The following is a 4523-nucleotide window of genomic DNA, read 5'->3' as shown; positions in this document are numbered from 1 at the left end:
CGGGCCGGCTGAGCCGGGCGACGGGGAGGGGAGCGGGGCTCAGGCCGGCGACTCGAAGCCGCTGGCCCAGTAGCGCCCGTGCAGGGCCAGGTCGAGGAGCATGCGGACGACCTCCTCGGCCGGCAGTGCGGGGGTGTCCTGCTCGACCCACCAGCGCAGCACCGCGATCTGCTCCCCGACCCACACCCGGGCCAGCAGCTCGGGATCGATGCGCGGCTGTACGGCGTTGCGTTGCGCGCGGGCGCGGAACTCCTCGGCCGTGGCCCGCGCACAGGCGTCGACGAACATCTGCAAGGGCCTGCCGTCGCCCTCGCCCCGCAGCACGATCCGGTAGAGATCGCGCCGCTCACGGGCGTGCCGCAGCATCTCCAGGACCGGCTTGCCGGTGAACCCGACCGCGCTGTCAGCGACCACGGGGGCCAGGCGCTCGGACAGTTCGGCGAGCAGGTCAGCGGTCACGCGCGCGAACAGGTCCTCCTTGTCACGGAAGTGCGCGTAGAACGTCGCGCGGGCCACGTCCGCGCGCTCGGTGACGTCCTCCACGGTCAGCGCCGTGAAGCCCCGTTCGAGCACCAGCTCCACCAGGGCGTCTCCCAGAGCCCGGCGTGAACGTCTGGTCCGCCTGTCCTCCGCCATGCACCCCTCCTCGTCGATCGTCGCGCACGGCCGCGGTGGCGCATGCGGGGGTCAGTCTAGAAGACCCTTGACAGGAGAGACGTTACTGAACAAGCTGTCTGTTACTGAGCGGTATGTAAATTCCTTCTGGACGTCCTCTACCGAGTAGGCCCTCATGAACCTCGGCAATTACCTCTCGCGCAGCGCTCGCTACTGGCCCCAGGCCCCCGCCCTCGTCTGCGGGGACCGCGTCTGGACCTTCACCGACCTGGACCGGGCGACCGACCGCCTGGCCACCGCCCTGGCCGGCCGGGGCCTGCGCCCCGGCGACGCGGTGGCCTCCCTCGCCTGGAACCGCGGCGAACTGGTGGAGGTCGAATTCGCGCTGTACAAGGCCGGTCTGACCCGCGCACCGATCAACGCCCGGCTCGGCACCGGCGAGATCGAGCACATCCTGCGCTACGCCCCCGTACGCGCCCTCGTCTACGACGCGGCCCACCGCGAGGACGCCCTCGCGGCCATCGCCGCGGCGGGCACCGGATGCCTGCCCGTCCCCCTGGACGGCGCCCAGCCCGGCGAGGTCTCCTACGGCGACCTGCTGGCCGAAGGCGACGGCACACCGGTCCGCGTCGAGGTCGACCCCGACGACCCCTGCGTCCTGAACTTCACTTCGGGATCCACCGGCGCGCTCAAGGCCGCGGTGCAGACGGTCGGCAACCGCCTCGCCAACATGCGCAAGCAGCTGATGGCCGACGAGTCCCGCCCCCGCCCCGGCACCCGCTACCTCGCCTGCGGCCCCATCACCCACGCCACCGGCATGGGCCTGCTCGCCGGCGTGTTCGGCGGCTCGACCACCTATGTGCTGCCGAGCTGGAGCCCAGGCGGCTTCCTGGAGACTGTCGAGAAGGAACGCATCACCGCGACCTTCCTGGTGCCGGCCATGCTGAACATGGTGCTCGCCCATCCCGGCGCCGCCGACCACGACCTGCGCTCGCTGACGAGCGTGCGCATCGGCGGCGCGCCCGTCTCGCCGCAGCGGCTGCGGGACGCCGTGGAGTTCTTCGGCCCGGTCGTCGCCCAGGGCTACGGGCTGGGCGAGACCACCAGCGTGGTCGCCGGCCTGAGCAGCGAGGAGATCGCGCGCGCCGTGCGGGAGGACCCCGAGCTGCTCCAGTCGTGCGGCCGTGCGTCCTACGACACCGAGATACGTGTCGTCGACGAGTCGGGCCGGGAGCTGGGCCCGCGCGAGGTCGGCGAGGTGATCGTGCGGGGGCCGGACTGCGTGAGGGAGTACTGGCGGGAGCCGGAGCTGTCGGCGCAGACCTTCCGCGACGGCTGGGTGCACACCGGTGACCTCGCATGGATGCGGGAGGACGGCTACCTCTTCCTGGTCGACCGCAAGAAGGACATGATCATCTCGGGCGGCTTCAACATCTACTGCACCGAGGTGGAGGCCGCCCTGTACGAACACCCCGCCGTCCAGGAGGCATGTGTCGTCGGCGTGCCCGACGAGCAGTGGGGCGAGGCCGTCAAGGCCGTCGTCGTCACCCATGCCGGTACGACCGTCACTGCCGAGGAACTGATCTCCTTCTGCGCCGGCCGGCTGGACCGCTTCAAGAAGCCGCGCTCGGTCGACTTCGTGCCCGAACTGCCCCACAACCGCAACGGCAAGCTCGACCGCAAGACCGTACGCGAACCCTTCTGGGCGCACGCCGCCCGCCGCGTCAACTGACCCCACCCTGTTCGGAGTTCCGCCGTGACCTTCTCCCTCCGCCCCGCCCACGACGACCCGCGCACCGCAGGACTCGTCGACCGCCTGCGCGACTACCTCGACGGTGAACTCGCCGACTACGAACGCGAGCGCGGCCTCACCCCCGCCAGCCGTCTCACCCGCGCCGACCTCGAACCGGTCTGGCGCCGCAGCCGCGAACTGGGCTTCTACGGCATCCATCTGCCCGAGGAGTACGGCGGCCAGAATCTCACCTACACGCAGCTCGCCGCCCTCAAGGAGGAGATCGGCGCCAGCTCACGCGTCCTCGGCCACAGCGTGCTCGGTGACATGGGCGGCCCCCTGCGCGCGGGCGACATCCTCAAGCACGCCACCGAACACCAGTTGGACAAGTACCTGCTGCCGCTGATCCGCGGCGAACGGGCGTGCTGCTTCTCCCTCACCGAGACCGACGCCGGCTCCGACGTCCGCTCCATGCGCACGGTCGCCGTACGCGATGCCGGCGGCGACGGCTACCGGCTGACCGGGCACAAGGTCTTCTCCTCGGCCGGTCCCTTCGCCGACTTCGCGATCGTCGTCGCCCGGATGGCAGGCACCGGAGAGCGGGAGGGCGAGAAACCGCGGTTCTCCGCGTTCCTCGTGGACCTGGACAGCCCGGGGTGCCGCGTCGAGGACGGGGCGACCCCCATGTCGGGCGAACACATCGAGAGCGACATCGTCCTGGACGACTGCCACGTCCCGGCGGCCAACCTCCTCGGCGAGGAGGGCGAGGGCATGCGCATCGCGCTCGGCCGGGTCACCACCAACCGCCTCCTGCACTGCCCCACCGTCCTCGGCGCCACCCGCCGCGCTCTCGCCCTGACCCTGGAGCGCACCCGGACCCGCAAGGCGGCCGGCGGGCAACCCCTCCTCATGCTCCAGGCCATCCAGCACAAGGTCGCCGACATGGCCACGGAGTTCTACGCCGCCCGTTCCATGACGTATGCCGCGCTGGCGGCGCTGGACGCGGGCCGTGAGGTGCCCGCGGAGGCCTTCATGTGCAAGCTGTTCGTCGCCGAGTCCGCCTTCCGCATCCTCGACGAGGCCGTGCAGATCCACGGCAAGGAAGGGCTCACCCAGGGCAACGAGATCGAGTACCTCTTCCGCAAGATCCGCATGTTCCGCATCCTCACCGGCACGTCCGAGATCCAGCGCAACGGCATCGCGAGGATCCTGGCCTTCGACCACTGACCCGGCCGGGTCCGGGCCCGGCCCAGCGCCGGTGGTGCCGCACGGCGTACCGGGGACCACGACGTACCCGGGACCACCGGACGGCCGGGTCGGGCACAGCGCCGGTGGTGCCGCACCGCGTACCCGGCACCACCGGATGGCCAGGTCGGGCCCAGCGCCGGTGGTGCCGGACGGCGTACCCACGTCAGGTCACCACTTCACCGGCGCCGCGTCGACCCGGCGGAGGAAGTCCCCGACGAGCCGGCCGGCGTCCTGTTGCCGTTCGTGGCGGCGCCCGCGTCGCCGGCCTCGACGGCGGCCTGACCGGCCGGTCGCCCGGGCCGGCGCCGGATCGGGCGCGCCGAGCGGGAGGCGTCCGCCCCGCTGCGGACGACGGCCACGGCTGCCAGACCGGCGGCCAGTCCGAGGGCGGTCCGCACGCCGAAGGGCTCGCCGAACATGAGCGCGCCCCACAGGGCGGTGACCGGGGCCATGAGGAACATGAGGGTGTTGACCTGGGTGATGCCCCTGCGGCGCATGATCAGCCAGTACAGTCCGTACCCGCCGAAGGTGGGCAGCACGACGAGCCAGGCGGTCGCCGCCCAGAACGAGGCGGACGCGGGCGGGACCGCCGCTCCGCTGCAGAGCGCCACCCCGGAGAAGAGGACGGCGCTGGTCACACAATGGATCGTCAGCGCCGCCCGGGGCGCGACCGGTTCGCGTGAGCGGCCTTCCAGGAGGGTGGCCGCCACCAGGGACAGCATGCCGAGGAAGGGCACGAGGTACACCCACCAGGCGACGTCGGAGCCCGCCGCCGCCGCGTCGGCGGAGGTGACGGTGGCGACCCCGGCCAGCCCCAGCCACAGTCCGGCCCACTGCCGGCGTGAGACGTGCTGACGCAGCAGCGGTCCGGCCAGCGCGCCGGCGACAAGCGGCTGGACTCCGTCGATCAGGGCGGTGGTTCCGGTGG

Annotated in this window: 4 protein-coding genes; 2 read left to right on the top strand and 2 right to left on the bottom strand. The window is 72.0% G+C overall.

Annotated elements, in window-relative coordinates; genetic code table 11:
• Positions 1 to 39: 39 nt before the first annotated feature.
• Entirely contained in the window at positions 40 to 636 is a 597-nt protein-coding gene (locus ABZ719_RS37285; RefSeq protein ID WP_366729610.1) for a helix-turn-helix domain-containing protein, read from the bottom strand.
• A 154-nt stretch (positions 637 to 790) separates the two neighbouring features.
• Here ABZ719_RS37285 and ABZ719_RS37280 point away from each other — a divergent pair, with 154 nt between their 5' ends.
• Both ABZ719_RS37280 and ABZ719_RS37275 read left to right on the top strand, forming a co-directional pair.
• On the top strand, positions 791 to 2347 hold the full coding sequence (locus ABZ719_RS37280) for an AMP-binding protein (RefSeq protein ID WP_366729609.1): 1557 nt from the start codon (positions 791 to 793) through the stop codon (positions 2345 to 2347).
• A gap of 24 nt (positions 2348 to 2371) precedes the next feature.
• Positions 2372 to 3574 (top strand): acyl-CoA dehydrogenase family protein, encoded by a 1203-nt coding sequence (locus ABZ719_RS37275; RefSeq protein WP_366729608.1) that lies wholly within the window; start codon positions 2372 to 2374, stop codon positions 3572 to 3574.
• Positions 3575 to 3771: 197 nt separating this feature from the next.
• Here the strand turns inward: ABZ719_RS37275 and ABZ719_RS37270 are convergent.
• A partial coding sequence (locus ABZ719_RS37270) for a DMT family transporter (RefSeq protein ID WP_366729607.1) occupies positions 3772 to 4523 on the bottom strand: 752 nt, incomplete at its 5' end.

The sequence above is a fragment of the Streptomyces sp. NPDC006743 genome (assembly GCF_040703815.1).
Taxonomy (GTDB): domain Bacteria; phylum Actinomycetota; class Actinomycetes; order Streptomycetales; family Streptomycetaceae; genus Streptomyces.
Note: the sequence above shows the minus strand (reverse complement) of the source record. Positions and strands in the feature narration are given on the sequence as shown.

Bases quoted from the DNA above. Each gene is read 5' to 3' on its own strand.
- ABZ719_RS37280 (WP_366729609.1), top strand. From the start codon at position 791: ATGAACCTCGGCAATTACCTCTCGCGCAGCGCTCGCTACTGGCCCCAG.
- ABZ719_RS37285 (WP_366729610.1), bottom strand. From the start codon at position 636: ATGGCGGAGGACAGGCGGACCAGACGTTCACGCCGGGCTCTGGGAGAC.